Below are 19790 nucleotides of genomic sequence, written 5' to 3' on the forward strand. Positions count from 1 at the left end.
AGGGTGGTGGCGACTGAGCCACCCTGGCACGTTCACCGGTCATGTCGTTACAGAGTAGCAAGGAACATAAAGTGAACGGAATGACCGCCACCGCCGTATGTTCCCCTCACCCTAACCCTCTCCCCGGAGGGGCGAGGGGATTGCTCAGTGCCGCGTCAGCCCGGCGGGAGGGGACAGCTTAAGTCGCCCTCTTCACACTGCATCAGCGTGGCCAGAAACGCTTCGCGCTCCACGGTTTTTTCCGCCAGACACTGGTTCACAATCATTGGCTGAACGCTCCCGCCTTCCGTACCCGAACCGATAAACGCACAGTCCGCGTCGCGCAGGCTGATCCACGCCTGCTGCGCCTTTTTCAGCAGATCGCGCTGAGGTGCAGCCGCACGTTTGATGGCGGCCTGATAGGTCTCGTTGAGCTTTTTATCGGCGGCCTGGTACTGCTGCGCGCTACAGGTGTTCAGTTCAAGCTGGGTGGTCGCGTTATCGCACTCGTCGGCCAGCGCGCTGGCGCTCATGAGCAGGGCTGCACCTGCGAGAAATACTCTTTTCATCATCCCCTCCATGTAAAAAAGCCGGATACGCTGTGCTTGTCCGGCCTGGGCTATTTTGTAGCCCCGGTAAGCGTAGCGTCACCGGGGAGAGTTTACACGATTAACCGATGGTCATCAGGCTGGCGTTACCGCCTGCCGCCGCGGTGTTGACGCTGAGCGAGCGCTCAACGTACAGGCGCTCCAGCAGCAGGTTGGTTTCCCCGCGCGCAAAGCCCTGCACGGAAACGATGGCACCGCTGCGGGCCGCAACCTGCTCACACAGTTCGCGCAGCTGGTCGGAATCACCGTGGTAGATCACCGCGTCAAACGGCTGGGTCAGCAGGGCATCGGCCTTCGCAAAGCGAATGCGAGCCGAGACCGCTTTTGGCAACTGTTTGGCGAGGTCGCGATGCAGCGCATCTTCCGGCCACAGCACCTCACAGCCCGTTGCTGTAGCGGCTGCCAGCTGCACCAGCGCATCCTGCTCGTCATCCGCCATGCACAGCACACGCTCGCGCGGCATCAGCGTCCAGGTGTTGCGCTCACCGGTTGGACCCGGCAGCAGGCGCTGGGTACCGGCCTGCGCCAGCTCGCCGTACTGCTGCGCAATTGCACGCAGTTCAGGGCGGTTTTCTGCCCACTTAATCAGCGCGTCCAGTGGCTGGGTCAGCACGGCTTTCACCTGCGCATCCACCGGATAGTCCGCGTCCTGACGCGCCAGGGTCACGCCCAGGGCGTTCTCCGGACGGTTAGCCAGCAGACGGTACAGGTAGAGCGGGCCACCCGCTTTCGGACCGGTGCCGGAGAGGCCTTCGCCGCCGAACGGCTGCACGCCCACGACTGCGCCGACCATATTACGGTTGACGTACAGGTTGCCGACTTTAGCATTGCCGGTCACCTGGGCAATGGTTTCGTCGATACGGGTATGCACGCCGAGCGTCAGGCCGTAACCCGAGGCGTTGATCTGATCGATCAGCTCGTTGAGGTTGTTACGGTTGTAGCGCACAACGTGCAGTACCGGGCCGAAGACCTCTTTTTTCAGCTCGTCGAAGCTTGCCAGCTCAATCAGCGTTGGCGCCACGAAGGTGCCGGTCTGCCACTCGCGGGCATCTTCGCTGTTCTCACGCACCGCCTGGAACACCGGACGGCCTTTGGCACGCATGGTCTGAATGTGGTTTTCGATGTTGGCTTTGGCTTCCGCGTCGATCACCGGCCCGATATCGGTGGTGAGACGGCCCGGGTTGCCCATGCGGCATTCCGCCATCGCACCGCGCAGCATCTTCAGCGTGTGGTCAGCCACGTCATCCTGTAAGCACAGCACGCGCAGGGCGGAACAGCGTTGACCCGCGCTGTCGAAGGCAGAGGCCAGCACGTCAACGACGACCTGCTCAGTGAGCGCGGAGGAGTCCACGATCATGGCGTTCATGCCGCCGGTTTCAGCGATCAGCGGCGTTGGACGGCCCTGCGCATCCAGACGGGTGGCGATGTTGCGTTGCAGCAGGGAGGCTACTTCGGTCGAACCGGTAAACATCACGCCGCGCACGCGGTTATCGGAGGTCAGTTTGGCACCCACCGTTTCACCGCGCCCCGGCAACAGCTGCACCACGCCCGCCGGTACGCCCGCTTCCAGCAGAATGTTGATGCCCTGAGCGGCAATCAGCGGAGTCTGCTCTGCCGGTTTTGCCAGCACGCTGTTGCCTGCGGCAAGGGCCGCGGCAATCTGGCCGGTGAAGATTGCCAGCGGGAAGTTCCACGGGCTGATACAGACCACCGGGCCGAGCGGACGGTGCGTTTCGTTGTCGAAATCATCACGCACCTGACCGGCGTAGTAGTGCAGGAAGTCGACCGCCTCGCGCACTTCGGCGATGGCGTTGCTAAAGGTTTTACCCGCTTCACGCACCAGAATGCCGATAAGCTGCTGCATCTGATCTTCCATCAGCACCGCCGCGCGTTCCAGAATGGCGGCACGCTCCTGCGGCGGGGTGGCAAACCAGATTGGCGCGTTGTTCACCGCGCTCTCCAAAGCCTGATCCACTTCCGCTTCTGTGGCTTCGCGCACGTAGCCGACGATATCCTTCGGCTCTGCCGGGTTGATCACCGGCTGCATTTCACCGTCTTCAACGGACTGCTCAAGGATCGGTTTGGCCTGCCACTTCTGCAATGCGCTGTTAAGCAGGGCAGAAGAGAGCGACGCCAGACGGTGTTCGTTGGCGAGATCCAGACCCGCCGAGTTGACGCGGCCTGCACCATACAACTCGCGCGGCAGGGCAATCTTCGGATGCGGCAGACCAATCTGGCCTTCCTGCGCCGCCATCTTCTCTACGGCCTGTACCGGATCGGCCACCAGTTCGTCCAGCGGCAGTGTGGTATCGGCGATGCGGTTAACGAAGGAGGTGTTCGCCCCGTTCTCCAGCAGACGACGCACCAGGTAGGCCAGCAGGGTTTCGTGAGTACCTACCGGGGCATAAATACGGCATGGACGGTTCAGCTTGCCGTCGGCCACTTTACCGGTCACCTGCTCGTACAGCGGTTCACCCATGCCGTGCAGACACTGGAACTCGTACTGGCCTGGATAGTAGTTCTGACCCGCCAGGCTGTAGATCGCCGCCAGGGTGTGGGCGTTGTGTGTGGCGAACTGCGGATAAATCAGGTTCGGCACGCCGAGCAGTTTTTTCGCGCAGGCGAGGTAAGAGACGTCGGTGTAGACCTTGCGGGTATAGACCGGATAGCCTTCCAGTCCTTCCATCTGGGCGCGTTTGATTTCGCTGTCCCAGTAGGCACCCTTCACCAGACGGATCATCAGGCGGCGACGGCTGCGGCTGGCCAGGTCAATCAAATAGTCAATGACGAACGGGCAGCGTTTCTGGTAGGCCTGGATAACGAAACCAATCCCGTTCCAGCCCGCCAGCTCCGGCTCGAAGCACAGTTTTTCCAGCAGATCGAGGGAGATCTCCAGACGATCCGCCTCTTCGGCGTCGATGTTGATGCCGATGTCATACTGGCGCGCCAGCAGGGTCAGGGACTTCAGGCGCGGGTAGAGTTCTTCCATCACCCGGTCGTACTGCGCGCGGCTGTAGCGCGGGTGCAGGGCGGAAAGCTTGATAGAGATGCCTGGCCCTTCATAAATACCGCGACCGTTGGACGCTTTACCGATGGCGTGGATCGCCTGCTGGTAAGAGACCATGTAGGCCTGCGCGTCGGCGGCGGTCAGCGCCGCTTCGCCCAGCATGTCGTAGGAGTAGCGGAAGCCTTTGTCTTCCAGCTTGCGGGCGTTCGCCAGCGCTTCGGCAATGGTTTCCCCGGTGACGAACTGCTCGCCCATCAGGCGCATCGCCATGTCCACGCCCTTACGGATCAGCGGCTCGCCGCTCTTGCCGATAATACGGTTCAGGGAGCGCGACAGGTTGGCTTCGTTATGGGTGGAGACCAGCTTGCCGGTAAACAGCAGGCCCCAGGTGGCGGCGTTCACAAACAGGGACGGGCTGCGGCCAATGTGGGAGTGCCAGTTGCCGTTGCTGATTTTGTCGCGGATCAGGGCATCGCGGGTGGCTTTATCTGGGATACGCAGCAGCGCTTCCGCCAGACACATCAGCGCCACGCCTTCCTGCGAGGAGAGGGAGAACTCCTGCAACAGACCCTGCACCATACCGGCGCGTCCGCTGGCGGTTTTCTGATTACGCAGCTTGTCGGCGAGCTGATACGCCAGGCTGTGCGCCTGAGCGGCAACGGCTTCCGGCAGGCGCGCCTGCTCCAGCAGCATCGGCACGGCGTCGGTTTCGGCACGGCGATAGGCGCCGGTAATGGCGGCGCGGCTGACGGACTGCGGCAGGATCTGCTCGGCAAATTCCAGGAACGGCTGGTGGTTCTCATCAGCGGCCGTCGCGGCCTCTTCGCCTTCGTTCGCAGCGCCCGCCAGCAGGGCAGGCAGCTCCGGCAGACCTTCTTCACTCTCCAGTCTTTCCAGATAGTTAAAAATCGCCTGCTTGATTAACCAGTGCGGCGTGCGGTCGATACGGGTCGCAGCGGTTTTAATCCGTTCGCGGGTAGCGTCATCCAGCTTAACCCCCATGGTGGTCATCCCCATGCCAAAACTCCTGTTGTTCTGTAATAGCGTTCTGTTGATAGCGTGAAATATCCACCATGTTGCAACTTTGTGCAACCGTGTTAAATGTGACCTGGTCTGCAAGCTGGAAAATGAATGGATTGTTAACGATTAGTTAGCTGTGAAAAAGAACGCGCGGCGGTTTCTGAGCCCAGTTTTTATGCGGTGCTTAACATTTTTTAAAGGTGCAACCCGTAAAAGCGTGAGCGAGTGCAACCTATAGGAAAGACGTATAAAACCAGGGATGAAATTCATGTAAATGCAGTGTTAAATCGTTTGTCAGTGGGATGCGTATACGGCAGGATAGCGCGCCCAACGGAAACACATACACACATCACTACGTTCCGGTGATGACATAACAAGGCAACCCGGACGGTTGTCGCTCGACATTTTGGAGAATTTGAATGGCTATTAGCACACCGATGCTGGTGACATTTCTCGTTTATATTTTTGGCATGATCCTGATAGGGTTTTTGGCATGGCGTTCCACTAAAAACTTTGACGACTACATCCTCGGCGGGCGCAGCTTAGGCCCGATGGTCACCGCGCTTTCAGCGGGCGCTTCCGACATGAGTGGCTGGCTGCTGATGGGGCTGCCGGGCGCGATTTTCATCTCCGGTATCTCCGAAAGCTGGATCGCCATCGGCCTGACCGTTGGCGCATGGATTAACTGGAAGCTGGTAGCAGGCCGTCTGCGTGTGCATACCGAAGCCAACAACAACGCCCTGACGCTGCCGGATTACTTCACCGGACGCTTTGAAGATAACAGCCGCATATTGCGTATTATCTCTGCGGTGGTGATCCTGCTGTTCTTCACCATCTACTGTGCCTCCGGCATTGTGGCGGGTGCGCGCCTGTTCGAAAGCACCTTCGGCATGAGCTATGAAACGGCGCTGTGGGCCGGTGCGGCCGCGACCATCCTCTATACCTTCGTGGGCGGATTCCTGGCGGTAAGCTGGACCGATACCGTGCAGGCGAGTCTGATGATTTTCGCCCTGATCCTGACCCCGATAATTGTGATTTTTACCGTCGGCGGCTTTGGCGAATCGCTGGAAGTGATCAAGCAGAAGAGCATCGAAAACGTCGATATGCTGAAAGGGCTGAACTTCGTGGCCATCGTCTCCCTGATGGGATGGGGCCTGGGCTACTTCGGTCAGCCGCACATTCTGGCGCGCTTTATGGCGGCGGATTCTCACCACACCATCGTTCACGCGCGTCGCATCAGCATGACGTGGATGATCCTGTGTCTGGCGGGGGCGTGCGCGGTCGGTTTCTTCGGTATCGCCTACTTCAACAACAACCCGGCGCAGGCGGGCGCGGTAAACCAGAACGCCGAGCGCGTGTTCATCGAGCTGGCGCAGATCCTGTTCAACCCGTGGATTGCCGGTATCCTGCTCTCCGCGATCCTGGCGGCAGTCATGTCCACCCTGAGCTGTCAGCTGCTGGTGTGCTCCAGTGCCATCACCGAAGACCTCTACAAAGCGTTCCTGCGTAAGGGCGCGAGCCAGAAAGAGCTGGTGTGGGTAGGGCGTTTTATGGTGCTGCTGGTGGCGCTGGTGGCGATTGCGCTGGCGGCTAACCCGGAAAACCGCGTGCTGGGGCTGGTGAGCTACGCGTGGGCGGGCTTTGGCGCCGCATTTGGTCCGGTGGTGCTATTCTCCGTTCTGTGGTCACGCATGACCCGCAACGGCGCGCTGGCGGGGATGATCATCGGTGCGGTTACCGTTATCGTCTGGAAACAGTTCGCGTGGCTGGGCCTGTACGAAATTATCCCGGGCTTCATCTTCGGCAGCCTCGGTATTGTGGTGTTTAGCCTGCTGGGTAAAGCGCCGTCTGCATCTATGCAGAAGCGCTTTGCGGAAGCGGATGCGCATTACCACTCAGCGCCGCCGTCTAAGCTCCAGGCTGAGTAATTTCCCCCTCACCCTAACCCTCTCCCCGGTGGGGAGAGGGGATAGTCCTTTCACCTATGTGAGTCTTCATCAATGAGAATTAAAACAGGGCTAATGGTGGCAGCATTCGTAATGCTGGCGGGCTGTAACGCACCCGCGCAGCATGCGGCGGTGGAAACCTGCAAAGCAGAAAATCAGATGCAGCAAACCACGCTCTATTTCGGCTTAAACCGTCCTGCCGGGGCGCAAATTACAGGCAACGAATGGCAGCAGTTTGTCGACCAGGACGTGACGCCGCGCTTTCGCGATGGCTTAACGGTGTTTGATGCCCGTGGTCAGTGGCTGGGTAACGACGGCAAGGTGGCGCGCGAGCCGAGCAAGGCGCTGATGCTGATCCACGGCAAAGACGCGCAGAGCGAGAAAAACATTGAGGCTTTACGCGGTATTTATAAATCCCGCTTCGCACAGGAGTCGGTGATGCGGGTCGACCAGCCGGTGTGCGTACAGTTTTAATAAAAAACGGCGGGAAATCCCGCCGTTGTAGTATCGTAGGCCCGTGCAAGCGAAGCGCCGCCGGGCATTAACCGCACAAAACTTACAACACCAACCCCGCAAAGCTCGCCGACAGCAAACTCACCAGCGTTGCCCCGTACACCAGGCGTAAACCAAACCGCGACACCACATTACCCTGTTGCTCGTTCAGGCCTTTTATTGCCCCCGCCACAATACCAATGGAGGCAAAGTTAGCGAACGACACCAGGAACACTGACAAAATCCCCAGTCCGCGCGGTGACATTTGGTGGGCTATTTTTTGCAGCTCGATCATCGCCACAAATTCATTCGCCACCAGTTTGGTTGCCATAATACTGCCCGCGCTTAAGGCATCGCTCAGCGGAATACCAATAAGCCACGCCAGCGGATAAAACACGTAACCCAGAATCTGCTGGAAGCTCAGGCCAAATACGCTGGAGAAGAGGGCATTAACGGCGCTAATAAGGGCGATAAAGCCAATCAGCATCGCCAGAATAATCATCGCCACCTTAAAACCGGCCAGAATATATTCGCCCAGCATTTCAAAGAAGCTCTGGGATTCATGCAGCTTTTCCAGTTTGATATCGGGTTCGGCTTCCGGGCGGGCCGGGTTAATGACCGAAAGGATAATAAAGGTGCTGAACATGTTCAGGATCAGTGCCGCGACGACAAATCTGGCGTCGAGCATGGTCATATAGGCACCGACAATCGACAGCGAAACCGTCGACATCGCCGTTGCAGCCATCGTAAACAGGCGGCGTGAGGAGAGATCGCCCAACACGCCCTTGTAGGCAATGAAGTTTTCAGACTGACCGAGTATCAGTGAGCTCACCGCGTTAAAGGATTCCAGCTTGCCCATGCCGTTCAGTTTTGACAGCAGCGTCCCGATAACCCGAATAAAGATCGGCAGAATACGCCAGTGCTGCAGAATACCAATCAGCGCCGAGATAAAAATAATGGGGCAGAGCACGCCAAGGAAAATGAACGCCAGCCCTTTTTCACCCATCCCGCCAAAGACAAAATTCGTCCCTTCGGCAGCGAATTTAAGCAGTGATTCAAAGAAACCGGAGACATGTTTAATAATGAACAGGCCGCTTTCTGCATGCAGAAAAAAGAATGCCAGCGCGATTTCAATCACGATCAGCTGTAAAACGAAACGAATGCGAATTTTTCGGCGGTCGAAACTCACCAGCCAGGCAAGCGCAAGAATAATCACCAGCGCCAGCAGGAAATGGACAATTTTAAACATGGTTTATTTTCAGTTGGTTTTCGAGGCGGACATTTAGCCACAGCCCCGGTTAACCGTAAATGGGCATTTTCGTTATACCTTATAAACGCAACGGTTACTCAGGCAATTATTATTCCGCAATGCGTTTACATCTGGTCATCAAAACTCCACATATTTCGCTTGTTTTTCTTGTAGCCGTAATGATAATCACTATCACAAGAATTTACCTTTCTTTGCATCAGTTGACCGCGATAAACATTTAAGGTGTCTGCATGTTTGTTCCTTTTCTCATTATGTTACGTGAAGGCCTTGAAGCGGCCCTGATTGTTAGCCTTATCGCCAGTTATCTGAAGCGCACCCAGCGTGGACGCTGGATCGGCGTGATGTGGGTTGGCGTCTTCCTGGCCGCGGCGCTCTGCCTGGGGCTGGGTATTCTTATCAACGAAACCACCGGTGAATTTCCTCAGAAAGAGCAAGAGCTTTTTGAAGGCATTGTTGCCGTAATAGCGGTGGTGATCCTCACCTGGATGGTGTTCTGGATGCGCAAGGTCTCCCGTAACGTGAAGGTACAGCTGGAGCAGGCGGTGGATAACGCCCTGCAAAAAGGCAACCACCACGGCTGGGCGCTGATCATGATGGTTTTTTTCGCCGTGGCGCGTGAAGGCCTGGAGTCAGTTTTCTTCCTGCTCGCGGCTTTTCAGCAGGACGTGGGCATCTGGCCGCCGCTGGGCGCGATGCTTGGGCTGGCCACGGCGGTTGTGCTTGGCTTCCTGCTCTACTGGGGCGGCATTCGTCTTAACCTGGGCGCGTTCTTCAAGTGGACCAGCCTGTTTATTTTGCTGGTGGCCGCGGGGCTGGCGGCAGGGGCGATCCGCGCCTTCCATGAAGCGGGCCTGTGGAACCACTTCCAGGACGTGGCGTTTGATTTTAGTAACGTTCTCTCCACCCACTCACTGACCGGCACGCTCCTTGAAGGTATCTTCGGCTATCAGGAAACGCCGAGTGTCAGCGAGGTGGCGATGTACTTTATCTATCTTATTCCGGCGCTGGTGCTGTTCTTCATGCCATCGCGCCCCAGCGCTCAGCCGTCGCGTACTGCGCCGTGAAGCGCTTTGTTTAGTTACAACATACTTTAAAGGGAAGAGACATGGCTATTCAATTCCGTCGTAGCGCGTTACAGGTTGGTGTGGCAGCGCTGTTCGCGTCTGCCTTCGCCGCTCAGGCAGCAGATATTCCGCAGGTAAAAGTCACCGTCAACGATAAACAGTGCGAGCCGATGACCATCACGGTTAACAGCGGTAAAACCCAGTTTATTATTCAGAACCACAGCCAGAAGGCGCTGGAGTGGGAGATCCTGAAAGGCGTGATGGTGGTAGAAGAGCGTGAAAATATCGCGCCTGGCTTCAGCCAGAAAATGACCGCTAATCTTCAGCCGGGGGAATATGACATGACCTGCGGCCTGCTGACTAACCCGAAAGGTAAGCTGATCGTCAAAGGCGCAGCGACGGCGGACGCGGCCAAAGGCACCGCGCTGCTGAGCCTCGGCGACGCCATTACCGCCTATAAAGCCTACGTCACCAAAGAGACGGCTGACCTGGTGGCAGGCACCAAAGCCTTTACCGACGCGGTGAAAGCGGGCGATATCGAAAAAGCGAAATCCCTGTATGCGCCTACACGTCAGCACTACGAGCGCATCGAGCCGATTGCCGAGCTGTTCTCTGACCTCGATGGCAGCATTGACGCCCGCGAAGATGACTACGAGCAGAAGGCCGCCGATCCGAAATTCACCGGCTTCCACCGACTGGAAAAAGCCCTGTTTGGCGATAGCTCCACCAAAGGGATGGAGAAATACGCCGATCAGCTCAACAGCGACGTGCTGGAGCTGCAAAAACGCATCAGCGAGCTGGCCTTCCCGCCGTCGAAAGTGGTGGGTGGTGCTGCGGGTCTGATTGAAGAAGTGGCCGCGAGCAAAATCAGCGGCGAAGAAGATCGCTACAGCCACACCGACCTGTGGGACTTCCAGGCAAACGTCGACGGCGCACAAAAAATTGTCGATCTGCTGCGGCCCCAGCTGCAAAAAGAGAACGGCGAACTGCTGGCGAAAGTGGATGCCAACTTTAAGAAAGTTGACGCCATCCTGGCGAAATACCGTACCAAAGACGGGTTCGAAACCTACGACAAGCTGACCGATGCTGACCGTAACGCGCTGAAAGGCCCGATTACGACGCTGGCGGAAGATCTCTCCCTGCTGCGTGGCGTTCTGGGTCTGGACTAAGCGATGAACAAGCATGATGAGTACGACGTGGCGGAACCTTCCCGACGTCGGTTGTTAAAAGGGGTAGGGGCGCTGGGCGGCGCGTTTGCCCTGGCGGGCGGCTGTCCGGTGGCGCATGCGGCAAAACCGCAAAGTGCCCCCGGCACGCTCTCCCCGGATGCGCGTATGGAAACGCAGCCGTTTTATGGTGAGCACCAGGCAGGAATCCTGACGCCGCAGCAGGCCTCGATGATGCTGGTGGCTTTCGATTCGCTGGCGAGTGATAAGGCTGACCTTGAGCGTCTGTTCAGGCTGTTGACCACGCGCATTGCCTTCCTTACGGCGGGCGGTCCGGCACCGGAAACACCGAATCCGCGCCTGCCGCCGATGGATTCCGGGATCCTCGGGGCGTTTATCGCTCCCGATAATCTGACCATCACCGTGTCGGTGGGGGAATCGCTGTTTGATGATCGCTACGGTCTGGCGAAGCAGAAGCCGAAAGCGCTGCAAAAAATGACGCGATTCCCGAATGACTCTCTCGACGCGGCGTTGTGCCACGGCGATCTGCTGTTGCAGATCTGCGCCAATACCCAGGATACGGTGATCCACGCCCTGCGCGATATCATCAAGCACACCCCGGATCTGCTCAGCGTGCGCTGGAAGCGGGAAGGTTTTATCTCTGACCACGCCGCGCGCAGTAAAGGGAAAGAGACGCCGGTCAACCTGCTGGGCTTCAAAGACGGTACCGCCAACCCGGACAGCAGCAATACCGTGTTGATGAAAAACGTGGTCTGGGTGACGGCGGATCAGGGCGAACCGGCCTGGGCGGTGGGTGGCAGCTATCAGGCGGTGCGTATCATTCAGTTCCACGTGGAGTTCTGGGACCGCACGCCGCTGAAAGAGCAGCAGACGATCTTCGGCCGCGATAAGCAAACCGGCGCACCGCTCGGCATGAAGCACGAGCACGATGAACCCGACTACGCCCGCGATCCGAACGGAGATGTCATCGCGCTGGACAGCCATATTCGTCTCGCCAATCCTCGCACCAAAGAGACCCAGTCCAGCCTGATGATGCGCAGGGGCTACAGCTACTCGTTGGGGGTGACCAATTCCGGTCAGCTTGATATGGGACTGCTGTTTGTCTGCTATCAGCACGATCTGGAGAAAGGGTTCCTCACCGTGCAGAAGCGGCTCAACGGCGAAGCGCTGGAGGAGTACATCAAGCCCATCGGCGGCGGCTATTTCTTTGCCCTGCCCGGCGCGCGTGACGCGAAGACCTGGCTCGCTCAGGGTCTGATAGAAGCCTGATAATCGTCCCTGCGACAGTTCGCGGGGACATTATTTTTCCATATGACTATCTTGTTGTTATATTTCTGTAATATTCATATATGAGACTGATTCCGCTGCAGGAACAGTCTTAAAGGTTGCATCTAGGTAAAATAAATGTTGCATTTATGATAATTCCTGATGTACTTAAGATAAGACAGCGGTAGTTCCCGGCAGTGATACTGACTCACTATGGAGATCGCGAATGGTTGCGTCCTGTACTGGACAAGGTAAACACATCAACCGCAGCACCCGGCGCGGAGGCTCAGACTCCGGCAGCGATTTCCTCACCACAAAATTCTCCCCTCCACCTCTAAATACGATTTCTACCGACGTGCATAACGGTGCGCGTAGCCGTTCTGTATCGTCATCCGGTAATGCAAGCAATGGCTTACAAGGAAGCCAACCCTCTGATGTTCGTGCGCATAATCGTGCCGATGCTGGCGCGTGTGATGAATACCAACAACTCAAGGTGCTATCCATGGGAAGACAGAAAGCAGTGATCAAAGCTCGTCGCGAAGCAAAACGTGTGCTGAGACGGGATTCACGTAGCCATAAACAGCGTGAAGAAGAATCGGTCACCTCGCTTGTGCAGATGAGCGGCGTAGAATCCATTGGCATGGCGCGGGACAGCCGCGATGCATCGCCAATAGTGGCGCGGAATGAAGCTCAGGCGCACTACCTGAATGCTATCGAGAGTAAACAGCTCATCTTTGCAACCGGGGAAGCCGGATGCGGGAAAACCTGGATCAGTGCCGCCAAAGCGGCGGAGGCGCTGATTCATAAGGACGTGGAAAGGATCATCGTTACCCGTCCGGTACTGCAAGCGGATGAAGATCTGGGCTTCCTGCCTGGCGATATTTCTGAGAAGTTTGCCCCGTACTTCAGGCCCGTCTATGACGTGCTGGTGAAGCGGTTGGGCGCTTCCTTTATGCAGTACTGCCTGCGACCAGAGATTGGCAAGGTGGAAATCGCGCCGTTCGCCTATATGCGCGGACGTACATTTGAAAATGCGGTCGTTATTCTTGACGAGGCTCAGAACGTGACCGCTGCGCAAATGAAGATGTTTTTAACGCGCCTCGGGGAGAACGTGACGGTTATCGTCAACGGCGATATTACCCAGTGTGACCTGCCGTCGGGCGTGAAGTCTGGCCTGAGCGATGCCATGTCACGTTTTGAGGAAGATGAGATGATAGGGGTGGTCCGCTTCACAAAAGAGGACTGCGTCCGCTCAGCGCTGTGTCAACGAACGCTGGAAGTGTACTCCGACTAAGATCATTTCACATTTTAAGTCATTTCTTCCCGGCGTCATGCCGGGAAGCTTCTTTTATTCCCTCTGTTCGCATGGCTTTTTTTTAATCATATTTATTTCCTATAGCATTCAACGGGATTTACGCACCGTTTTTCGGTAATAATAATATTGCTGTTAATTTGCTGCGAACGCTTTTTATACAGGTCGCAAAAATGTGATATGTATTTACAATACCCACAAAATACCTGTAAATATAATGATCGCGCTAATTGTTAGGTGAAAATTAAACGTGAATGTTGTCACAGAACATGACTAAGCAGTAAAAATTAAGTTGGTGTCTTTTGGGTAATTATCTATGTTTCGTACTTGTTCAAATTAAATTCTAAGAAGAAACACACCAGGGGATCGTTTCCTCTGGAACATCACGCTGAGGGTCATACATGAACGAACTGGTTAGTGCAATTAACGGTGTTATCTGGAGCCCTGCGTTAATATTTTTATGTCTGGGTGTCGGTCTCTATTTCTCACTGCGTAGTCGTTTTCTACAATTACGTCATATAAAACATATGATTACCCTGATGTTTCAGGGCGGGGCTACCGATGCCGGCGTATCATCGTTTCAGGCGTTGACGATGACGCTGGCGGGCCGCGTAGGGACAGGGAATATCGCCGGTGTGGCGACCGCCATTACCTTTGGTGGCCCCGGTGCGCTTTTCTGGATGTGGGTAGTGGCATTTTTAGGCGCCAGCTCTGCTTTTGTTGAATCCACGTTAGGTCAGGTTTATAAAGAAAAAATTAACGGCGAATATCGTGGGGGACCTGCCTTTTATATTGAAAAAGGGTTGGGGGTGAAGTGGTACGCATGGTTATTTGCTATTGTGACCATTTTCTCCTGCGGTTTATTACTTCCGGGCGTACAGGCAAACTCAATTGCCGCCAGCCTGGATATTGCCTTCGGTCTTAACCCAAACGTTACGGCGGCAATACTGGCTGTACTGTTAAGCTTCATTATTTTCGGTGGTGTAAAAAGGATCGCCAGCTTTAGCAGTATGGTCGTTCCGTTTATGGCGCTCGGCTATATTATTGTTGCCTGCGTTATTATCGCGATCAATATTGAAAAACTGCCTGCTGTTATCCTGCTGATCTGGAAAAGTGCTTTTGGCCTTGAAGCGGGATTTGGCGCTATTCTGGGCCAGGCTATCATGTGGGGCGTTAAACGCGGCGTCTATTCCAACGAGGCGGCGCAGGGCACCGGGCCACATGCATCCTCGGCAGCAGCCGTAAGTCATCCGGTGAAACAAGGGCTGGTTCAGGCGTTCTCCGTATATATCGACACGCTGTTTGTCTGCTCCGCGACCGGGTTTATGCTGTTGATCACCGGGCTTTATAATGTTCAGGGCGTCGACGGCGCAGCCCTTTATACCGGTATTGCAGGCGTGGCGGCGGGTCCTGGCTATGTGCAGACAGCGATGGAAAGTATGATGCCGGGCTTTGGTAATTACTTTGTCGCCATCGCGCTATTCTTCTTTGCCTTCACCACCATCATTGCCTATTACTATATCGCTGAAACCAATATCGCCTACATCAACCGTAAAATTCACCGTCCGTGGCTGACATTCCTGCTTAAATTATGTCTGATGGCTTCCACGGTATATGGCACAATCCGCACCGCGGATCTGGCATGGGGATTAGGGGATATCGGGGTAGGGCTGATGGCCTGGCTCAACATTATTGCCATTGTCCTCTTGCATAAAAAAGCCTTTGCCAGCCTGAAGGATTATGAAACCCAGAATGCGCAGGGAATTGATCCACAGTTTGATCCGGTTCGGCTTGGGATTAAAAATGCGGATTACTGGCTGGGGGAGCGCAGAGATGAAGAGGGGGGATTGCCGGGGCAGGTTTCTTCTCCTGAAGGAAAGCAGCCGGCGGGGAAGTTGAATAACTGAGGAATAGTTTAAAACGGGCCCGTGCTTATGCGCGGGCTTTTTTTATGGGTGAGGCGGTATCACCCGCACCGGCGGGGATTGACTCGCTTCGCTCTCAGTCTGTCCAACTGGCTGCGCCAGTTGTCGAACCCCGGTCGGGGGTTCTCATCCCCCCGTAGACGTGCAACATGCGAAAAAAAAGCCCGCATTTTCATGCGAGCTCTTCTTAAAATATGGCGGTGAGGGGGGGATTCGAACCCCCGATACGTTGCCGTATACACACTTTCCAGGCGTGCTCCTTCAGCCACTCGGACACCTCACCATATTGTTTTGCTGCCTGACCGCTTGGGGGGCAACGGGGCGCTACTATAGGGAGTTGCGCGAAAGCGGTCAAGCAGATTTTCTGCATTCGTGCCTGTTCGGTTAAGCCTTAATCAGCTTATGGCGCACCGCGCAGGATCAACGCTGCGAATCGAGCACTTCGCTGTTTTTCACGACGTCCTGCGCTTTGCTGTAACTTTCGATCAGCAGCTGGTAGGCAGGGAAGATGTGTGTGTACACCTCTGCCCATTCTCCCGCATCTTCACGGTTCCACGTGCGCTGGATCTCTGAGGCCACTGCCGCTGTGTCCATCGGTACCACGCCTGCCTGCACCACGCGCGCCAGGGTGATCTCTTGCGCCATTTTGCTGTAGGTGCCGGAGGCATCAATCACCGCAAACACTTTATATCCGTCCGCCACCGCGCTGATAGACGGGAAGGCCATGCAAACGCTGGTAATCGTCCCCGCGATAATCAGCGTTTTGCGTCCGGTGGCTTTCACCGCCGCCACGAACTCCGGATTATCCCAGGCGTTGATCTCACCCTTGCGTGCCACATACTGTGCGTGCGGCGCATTGGCGTGGATCTCCGGGATAAGCGGGCCGTTCGGTCCCTGTGGAACCGACGCCGTGGTGATCACCGGGATCTTCGCCAGCGAGGCGATCTTTGCCAGCGCTGCTGCACGAGCGCGCAGCTCAGGCATTGGCATGTCTCCAACAGTCTGGAACAATCCGCTCTGGTGATCGATAAGCAGCATAACGGCATCATTGACGTCAATAACGGGACGTGCACCGTTGAAGTTTGCAGGGGTAGACATAATGCGCTCCTTTATTACGTTTAGATTTGGCCAAAGCGGCCGGAGTTGAAATCGCGAATAGCTTCGGCGATTTCGGTTTTACTGTTCATCACAAACGGGCCATAGCCCACGATGGGTTCATTCAGTGGCTCCCCGGCCATCAGCAACACTTTGGCATCGCTGCTGGCTTCGAGATGCAGCTTGTCGCCGCTCTGACTCAGCACGACCAGCTGCGCCTCACCCGCAGGCGTGGTGCCGTTCACCGTCACGCTGCCCTCAACAACAACCAGCGCCGTGCTCCAGCCTTCGGGCTGATTGAGCGTCAGGTGGCTGCCCTGGTGCAGCGCGAGATCCCATACGTTAAGCGGTGAGAAGGTATGCGCCGGGCCGGTTACCTCTCCAAAGCGGCCAGCAATCACGCGCATTGTTCCGCTGTTATCCGGCAGGGTGACCACCGGGATATCCGCCTGAGTGATGCTCTGGTAGCCAGGTGTCGCCATTTTGTCTTTGGCGGGCAGGTTGACCCACAGCTGCATCATTTTCAGTTCACCGCCTTTCTGCGAGAACGCGCTGGAGTGGAACTCCTCGTGCAAAATGCCTGCGCCTGCCGTCATCCACTGCACATCGCCTGGACCAATAACGCCGCCTCTGCCGGTGGAATCACGGTGCTCAACTTCGCCTGAGTAGACGATGGTCACCGTTTCAAAACCGCGATGAGGATGCTCGCCCACGCCGCGTTTTGCGCCATCCGCCGGGAAGGTATGTGGTCCGGCGTAGTCAAGCAGCAGGAACGGGCTCAGCGGTTCGCCGTGCGTCTGGTAAGAAAACATCGAACGAACCGGAAAACCATCACCGACCCAGTGCGGACGAGGTGCGGTATACACGCCTGTTACGTTTTTCATGATTAACTCCTGATGTCCTGTTGATGTAATTAGCTTATATTCAGGGTTAATATCCCGGTAGATAGCAAAAATGACATTCACTGTTCCTTAAATGGAACAATGGGGGCGTATGCAGGATCTCAATGATTTCGTATGGTTTGTGAAGGTGGTGGAGCATGGCGGCTTTGCGGCGGCGGGGCGGGCGCTCGATCAGCCAAAGTCGAAACTGAGCCGTCGGATTGCGCAGCTGGAAGAACGCCTGGGTGTTCGGTTGATACAACGTACCACGCGGCAGTTTGCGGTGACTGAAGTGGGGCAGACGTTCTATCAGCACTGTAAAGCCATGCTGGTGGAGGCTGAAGCTGCGGAGGAGGCGGTGGCTGCTTTACAGGCTGAGCCGCGCGGTATGGTCAGGATCACTTGCCCCGTAACCCTACTGCACGTTCACGTGGGGCCCATGCTGGCGAGGTTTATGGCGCGCTATCCGGGGATCAACCTCCAGCTTGAAGCCACCAACCGCCGGGTCGATCTGGTGGGGGAGGGGGTGGATGTGGCGATCCGCGTTCGTCCGCGCCCGTTTGATGACAGCGATTTGGTATTAAGGGTGCTGGCGGACAGGGGACACTGTCTGGTTGCCGGGCCGACACTGATTGAACGGATGGGCAACCCGGCGATGCCTTCTGAGCTCAGCGAATGGCCGGGTTTAAGTATGGGCGCTGGTAAACACCTGCATAAGTGGGAGCTGAGCGGGCCGGAGGGGGCGAAAGCAGACATTCACTTCACGCCGCGCCTGGTGACTACCGATATGCTGGCGCTGCGGGAGGCAGCGATGGCGGGCGTGGGCGTGGTACAGTTGCCCATTTTGATGGTGAAGGATCAGCTGGCTTCAGGTGAGCTTGTTCGGGTGCTGAACGCGTGGGAGCCAAGACGGGAAGTGATTCACGCAGTATATCCTTCCCGGCGCGGCCTGCTGCCATCGGTCAGGACGCTGGTGGATTTTCTAACCGAAGAATATGCCCGGATGGTGGAGGAGTAACGTTTCCAGGGGACAACTGAATGCGAGCACCTAACTATCCCCTCTCCCCTCCGGGGAGAGGGTTAGGGTGAGGGGGGGATTGACTCGCTTCGCTCGCCCTGCGGGCAGCCTGTTCGCTACGCTCACAGTCTGTCCAACTGGCTGCGCCAGTTGTCGAACCCCGGTCGGGGGTTTTCATCCCCCCCGCAGTCGTGCAACATGCGAAAAAAAAGCCCGCATTTTCATGCGAGCTCTTCTTCAAATATGGCGGTGAGGGGGGGATTGACTCGCTTCGCTCGCCCTTCGGGCAGCCTGTTCGCTACGCTCACAGTCTGTCCAACTGGCTGCGCCAGTTGTCGAACCCCGGTCGGGGGTTCTCATCCCCCCCGCAGTCGTGCAATATGCGAAAAAAAAGCCCGCATTTTCATGCGAGCTCTTCTTCAAATATGGCGGTGAGGGGGGGATTCGAACCCCCGATACGTTGCCGTATACACACTTTCCAGGCGTGCTCCTTCAGCCACTCGGACACCTCACCATATTGTCATCCCGTTGTTGTCGGGACGGGCGCTAATGTAAGGAAAAGCCGTACTGCCGTCAACCCACTTTTTCAGTAATTTAGCGTGTTTAGACAAACTTCAGGCAACCTGATTTCGAAATGTGCGAAAAGCGCCTCTTTTATCAGCAACGCGGTTTAGCGAGAAATTTGTTATGCTGACAAGCCAGTTGAAAATGAAAATAAAACAGCGCACTAAAAGGCAATGACTATGGATATTATCTTCTATCACCCCACTTTTGATACGGCTTACTGGATTAAGGCGCTCACGGCGGCACTGCCTGGCGCACGCGTTCGCGAATGGAAACAGGGCGATAATGAACATGCCGACTACGCGCTGGTCTGGCATCCCCCGGTCGAAATGCTACAGGGACGCCGTTTGAAGGCGGTGTTTGCTCTTGGTGCGGGGGTGGATTCCATTCTCAGTAAGCTGAAGGCGCACCCTGAAATGCTGCCGGAAGATATTCCCCTGTTTCGTCTGGAAGATACCGGTATGGGGGAGCAGATGCAGGAATACGCCGTAAGCCAGGTGCTGCACTGGTTCCGCCGCTTCGACGATTATCAGGCGTTTAAACAGCAATCCCACTGGGAACCTCTCCCGGATTATCAGCGTGAAGATTTCACCGTCGGCATCCTCGGGGCGGGTGTGCTGGGTTCGAAAGTCGCCGAAGCGCTCGCTCCGTGGGGCTTCCCACTGCGCTGCTGGAGCCGGAGCCGTAAGGATTATCCGGGCGTCGAGAGCTTTGCCGGATTGGACGAACTCCCGGCGTTCCTGAAAGGGACACGCGTTCTCATTAACCTGCTGCCGAATACGGCGGAAACGGTCGGCATTATCAATGGCACGCTCCTCAACAAGTTGGCAGAAGATAGCTACTTAATGAACCTGGCGCGCGGGGTACACGTTGTGGAAGACGATCTGCTGAAAGCGCTGGATAGCGGTAAACTGAAAGGCGCAATGCTGGATGTGTATAGCCGCGAACCGCTGCCGACAGACAGCCCGCTCTGGGCACATCCGCGCGTGGCGATGACGCCCCATATTGCGGCCGTGACGCGACCGGCGGAGGCCGTGGCGTATATCTCGCATACCATCAGCGAAATAGAGAAGGGCAATGCGGTGACCGGACAGGTCGACAGACAGCGAGGCTACTGAGAGAAACCCGGCGTTCGCCGGGTTTTTGCTAATATTCG

General features: G+C 56.4%; 14 protein-coding genes, 2 tRNA genes and 1 other RNA gene. 9 read left to right on the top strand and 8 right to left on the bottom strand.

The window, feature by feature from the left end; genetic code table 11:
• Positions 1 to 155: 155 nt before the first annotated feature.
• Positions 156 to 548 carry a lysozyme inhibitor LprI family protein gene (locus CKK19_RS18340; RefSeq protein WP_063853802.1) on the bottom strand — a complete coding sequence of 131 codons (393 nt, stop codon included), beginning with the start codon at positions 546 to 548 and terminating at the stop codon, positions 156 to 158.
• A gap of 100 nt (positions 549 to 648) precedes the next feature.
• A complete protein-coding gene (putA, locus tag CKK19_RS18345; protein WP_063853803.1) occupies positions 649 to 4611 on the bottom strand; it encodes a trifunctional transcriptional regulator/proline dehydrogenase/L-glutamate gamma-semialdehyde dehydrogenase in 3963 nt (1320 codons plus the stop codon).
• Positions 4612 to 5033: 422 nt separating this feature from the next.
• Between putA and putP the strand changes: the two genes are divergently transcribed.
• Both putP and CKK19_RS18355 read left to right on the top strand, forming a co-directional pair.
• Complete coding sequence (gene putP, locus CKK19_RS18350; protein ID WP_022647686.1) at positions 5034 to 6542, top strand: sodium/proline symporter PutP; 1509 nt, start codon at positions 5034 to 5036, stop codon at positions 6540 to 6542.
• A gap of 72 nt (positions 6543 to 6614) precedes the next feature.
• Positions 6615 to 7034, top strand: a complete 420-nt coding sequence (locus tag CKK19_RS18355; protein ID WP_023305840.1) for a DUF3574 domain-containing protein — start codon at positions 6615 to 6617, stop codon at positions 7032 to 7034.
• A gap of 82 nt (positions 7035 to 7116) precedes the next feature.
• On the opposite strand, the gene CKK19_RS18360 is transcribed toward CKK19_RS18355, so the two are convergent.
• Positions 7117 to 8301, bottom strand: coding sequence for a NupC/NupG family nucleoside CNT transporter (locus CKK19_RS18360; protein ID WP_023305841.1), 1185 nt, complete (start codon positions 8299 to 8301; stop codon positions 7117 to 7119).
• Between the two features lie 251 nt (positions 8302 to 8552).
• Here CKK19_RS18360 and efeU point away from each other — a divergent pair, with 251 nt between their 5' ends.
• The 5 genes from efeU (at position 8553) to CKK19_RS18385 (ending at position 15058) form a co-directional block, all read left to right on the top strand.
• Entirely contained in the window at positions 8553 to 9386 is an 834-nt protein-coding gene (efeU, locus tag CKK19_RS18365; RefSeq protein WP_063146131.1) for an iron uptake transporter permease EfeU, read from the top strand.
• 41 nt (positions 9387 to 9427) lie between these two features.
• Positions 9428 to 10555, top strand: a complete 1128-nt coding sequence (gene efeO / locus CKK19_RS18370; protein WP_022647690.1) for an iron uptake system protein EfeO — start codon at positions 9428 to 9430, stop codon at positions 10553 to 10555.
• A gap of 3 nt (positions 10556 to 10558) precedes the next feature.
• On the top strand, positions 10559 to 11842 hold the full coding sequence (gene efeB, locus CKK19_RS18375) for an iron uptake transporter deferrochelatase/peroxidase subunit (RefSeq protein ID WP_023305843.1): 1284 nt from the start codon (positions 10559 to 10561) through the stop codon (positions 11840 to 11842).
• 499 nt (positions 11843 to 12341) lie between these two features.
• Positions 12342 to 13133, top strand: coding sequence for a phosphate starvation-inducible protein PhoH (gene phoH, locus CKK19_RS18380; protein WP_017384762.1), 792 nt, complete (start codon positions 12342 to 12344; stop codon positions 13131 to 13133).
• Between the two features lie 419 nt (positions 13134 to 13552).
• Positions 13553 to 15058, top strand: coding sequence for an alanine/glycine:cation symporter family protein (locus CKK19_RS18385; RefSeq protein WP_022647693.1), 1506 nt, complete (start codon positions 13553 to 13555; stop codon positions 15056 to 15058).
• A gap of 213 nt (positions 15059 to 15271) precedes the next feature.
• On the opposite strand, the gene CKK19_RS18390 is transcribed toward CKK19_RS18385, so the two are convergent.
• From CKK19_RS18390 to CKK19_RS18400, 3 genes are all read right to left on the bottom strand, one after another.
• Positions 15272 to 15359, bottom strand: a tRNA-Ser gene (locus CKK19_RS18390).
• Positions 15360 to 15496: 137 nt separating this feature from the next.
• Positions 15497 to 16174: an isochorismatase family protein gene (locus tag CKK19_RS18395; RefSeq protein ID WP_003858068.1), complete on the bottom strand. Its 678-nt coding sequence runs from the start codon at positions 16172 to 16174 to the stop codon at positions 15497 to 15499.
• A 20-nt stretch (positions 16175 to 16194) separates the two neighbouring features.
• Positions 16195 to 17055 carry a pirin family protein gene (locus CKK19_RS18400; RefSeq protein ID WP_022647694.1) on the bottom strand — a complete coding sequence of 287 codons (861 nt, stop codon included), beginning with the start codon at positions 17053 to 17055 and terminating at the stop codon, positions 16195 to 16197.
• Positions 17056 to 17164: 109 nt separating this feature from the next.
• Here CKK19_RS18400 and CKK19_RS18405 point away from each other — a divergent pair, with 109 nt between their 5' ends.
• Positions 17165 to 18070 carry a LysR family transcriptional regulator gene (locus tag CKK19_RS18405; protein ID WP_023299771.1) on the top strand — a complete coding sequence of 302 codons (906 nt, stop codon included), beginning with the start codon at positions 17165 to 17167 and terminating at the stop codon, positions 18068 to 18070.
• Between the two features lie 244 nt (positions 18071 to 18314).
• On the opposite strand, the gene CKK19_RS18410 is transcribed toward CKK19_RS18405, so the two are convergent.
• Together CKK19_RS18410 and CKK19_RS18415 are read right to left on the bottom strand one after the other, a co-directional pair.
• A non-coding RNA gene (locus CKK19_RS18410) (RtT sRNA) lies at positions 18315 to 18451 on the bottom strand.
• 45 nt (positions 18452 to 18496) lie between these two features.
• Positions 18497 to 18584, bottom strand: a tRNA-Ser gene (locus CKK19_RS18415).
• A 229-nt stretch (positions 18585 to 18813) separates the two neighbouring features.
• Between CKK19_RS18415 and ghrA the strand changes: the two genes are divergently transcribed.
• A complete protein-coding gene (ghrA, locus tag CKK19_RS18420; protein ID WP_063853804.1) occupies positions 18814 to 19752 on the top strand; it encodes a glyoxylate/hydroxypyruvate reductase GhrA in 939 nt (312 codons plus the stop codon).
• The last annotated feature ends 38 nt before the right edge of the window (positions 19753 to 19790 follow it).

It is taken from the genome of Enterobacter sp. CCUG 70166 (assembly GCF_020224095.1).
GTDB classification, from domain to species: Bacteria; Pseudomonadota; Gammaproteobacteria; order Enterobacterales; family Enterobacteriaceae; genus Enterobacter; species Enterobacter intestinihominis.